We start from the raw sequence: 2616 nt of genomic DNA on the forward strand, positions 1-2616 counted from the left end.
CTGTGGCGCGAGGTCCTGGCCGCCCAGCACTTCGACGCGGTCGAGGACGCCATCCACCAGGCGAGCGAGCGGCCCGAGGGGTTCGTGCTCCCGGTCGAGCTGTGGGCCCGCATCTGCTACGACTACCTGCTGGCCTACAACACCCAGGTGATCGACCACGACCGGCTGGTCTCGTCGATGATCCCGCTGTACTTCGCGCGCACGGCGACCTTCGTCCGCGAGACCGCCGACGACACCCCCGAGCAGGCCGAGGAGCGGATCGCGGCCTTCGCCGAGGTGTTCCTGGCCGCCAAGCCCTACCTGATCGAGCGCTGGAGCGCCTCCGGCCGCCCCCGCCGCCTCGGCGACCAGCGCGTCCCCGGCGAGGACCGGCGCAAGGGCGACGACACCAGCGAGTTCCTGGCCATCAGGTCCCCCTGAGCGGCCGGCGGTCACAGGTACCGACGGACCGAGGCCCGGTAGCTCCGGTAGGCGGCCCCGAACCGTCGTTCCAGGGAACGCTCCTCCCGCAGGACCTCGACGTGGGTCACGGCCAGCACACCCGGCAGGAGCGGCAGCGGCCAGGCGGTGCCGGCGACCAGGCTGGTCCCCACGTAGCCGAGGGTCCAGGCGAGGTACATCGGGTTCCTGCTGAAGGCGTACGGGCCGCGGCCGACGAGCTGGTCCGGCCGTTCGAGGTTGACGGCCCCTGCCGCCCGCACCGCCCACGCCCCGAGCCACAGGCCGGCCAGGACCAGGGGCCAGCCGCAGCCCTGGCCCACCCAGGCCGGCCAGGGCAGGCTCCACGGCGTGACGACCTGCAGGAGGATGCCCGCCCCGAGCCCCACCAGGTGGGCCTGGGGGATCGGGACGTTGCCCCACCGTGGGCTCATCCGGGGCGTTGCGGGCGCAGGATGGCCTGGACCACGTGCTCGGCGTCCCGGTCGACGCCGGGAAGGAACCCCGACGACATGGCGTAGAGGAAGAAGAGGCCCACGAAGTACAGCCCCGGCTGGCTGGTGACGACCCCGCGGTGGTGCATCGGCTCGCGCGCATCGGCGCCGAAGACCGGGAGGTCGATCCAGGAGAAGTCGGGTCCGAACCCGGTGCACCAGATCACGTTGGCCACCTCCAGGACCCGTTGGTCGGCCAGCACCGGGAGGCCGTCGCGGACACCGACGACCCTGGGGACGCGCCGGACCCCGGCGGCGGCGAGGTCCTTGGGCTTGACCCGGACCAGGGGCGCGCCGTGGGCCATGAGCCTCGGGCGCATCCTGCGGCCGATCGGCGTGTCCACGGTCAGCACGCGATGGCCGACGAACCGGAACATCAGGGGCTGGAAGACGAACCGCGCCACCGCGCCGTCGATCCGGAACGGGACCTGGCCGGACTCCCTGCCCGCCAGCCAGGTCGGGTGCCGGCCGGCGACCTCGAGGGCGATCTCGGCTCCCGAGTTGCCCGCCCCGACCACCAGGACGCCGCCCGCCTGGAGCTGGGAAGGGTTGCGGTAGCCGGCCGAGTGGAGCTGGACGACACCGGGACCGAGGTCGGCGGCGAAGGGAGGCACCCGGGGGACCTGGAAGGAGGACATGGCGACCACCGCGTTGTCGGCCTCCCAGCGCCGGTGGCCCGCGGCGGCCACGAAGCGGCCGCCGTTCCTCGACAGCCGGTCCACCCGGACGCCGGTCCGGACCGGGAGCTGGAACCGGGTCGCGTAGGCCTCCAGGTAGTCGGCCACCTGGTCCTTGGTGGGGAACGAGTGGGCCGGACCGGGGAACGGGACTTCGGCCAACGCGCTGTAGCGGGCCGGGGTGAACAGCCGCAGCGAGTCCCAGTGCCTGCGCCAGGCGTCGCCGACCCGCTGGTTGGCGTCCAGGATCAGGAACGGCCGTCCCCGCCGGGCCAGGTGACGGCCGACCGCCAGGCCGGCCTGGCCACCACCGATGATCACGGTCTCGACGTGCACTGGCTCGGGCATGGTCGCCTCCCGCTGGTCACGCTCGCTTGCCGCCCAACGCTACGGGTGGTCGCGGGCGCGTCCGATGGGGAGTTCTCCCCAGGCCACGAGGCCGTGCCGCATGGCGAACAGGGCGGCCGCGGCGCGGGTGGAGACGCCGATCTTGGCGTAGGCGTTCTGGACGTGGTGGTCGGCGGTCTTGACCGAGATCCCGAGCGCGCGGGCGATCTGCTTGGTCTGCAGGCCGCGGGCGAGCAGACCGATGACCTCGGCCTCGCGCTCGGTCAGTCCGGCTGGCCGCTCGATCCGCGGGACCCGTTGCCCGGCGGCCTCGAGCACGGCGCTGACGGCGTCGGGGTCGAGCCGTCCTTCACCGGCCTCCCGGCCCAGGGCCTCGGCGGCCTCTCCGGGCGAACGCGCCGCCCGGTGGGGTCGCGGCTCGGTCATCGCGTGGTAGGCGTCGGCGGCGGCGAGCAGGCGCGCGGGCGGCCCGATGTCGGCGATGCCGGTCCCCCGGTGGTAGCCCGAGCCGTCCAGGCGCTCGTGGTGGAAGCTGGCCACAGGCGCGAGCTCGGCCAGGAACGGGGAGCGGCTGAGCACGCGCTCGGAGTGGTAGGCATGCAGCCTGACCCGCTCCCAGTCATCCGGCGTGAGTGGGGCCGCCTTCTGCCAGATCCGGA

4 protein-coding genes are annotated in these 2616 nt (G+C 73.8%); 1 reads left to right on the top strand and 3 read right to left on the bottom strand.

The window, feature by feature from the left end:
* A partial coding sequence (locus tag VF468_14040; GenBank protein ID HEX5879413.1) for a hypothetical protein occupies positions 1 to 420 on the top strand: 420 nt, incomplete at its 5' end.
* 11 nt (positions 421 to 431) lie between these two features.
* Here VF468_14040 and VF468_14045 read toward each other — a convergent pair.
* From VF468_14045 to VF468_14055, 3 genes are all read right to left on the bottom strand, one after another.
* Positions 432 to 872 (bottom strand): isoprenylcysteine carboxylmethyltransferase family protein, encoded by a 441-nt coding sequence (locus tag VF468_14045; GenBank protein ID HEX5879414.1) that lies wholly within the window; start codon positions 870 to 872, stop codon positions 432 to 434.
* Positions 869 to 1957, bottom strand: coding sequence for an FAD-dependent oxidoreductase (locus VF468_14050; protein ID HEX5879415.1), 1089 nt, complete (start codon positions 1955 to 1957; stop codon positions 869 to 871). Before VF468_14050 ends, VF468_14045 begins: the two co-directional genes overlap by 4 nt.
* A 39-nt stretch (positions 1958 to 1996) precedes the next feature.
* On the bottom strand, positions 1997 to 2616 hold a 620-nt coding region (locus VF468_14055), incomplete at its 5' end, for an HD domain-containing phosphohydrolase (protein ID HEX5879416.1).

It is taken from the genome of Actinomycetota bacterium (genome assembly GCA_036280995.1).
GTDB lineage: Bacteria > Actinomycetota > CALGFH01 > CALGFH01 > CALGFH01 > CALGFH01.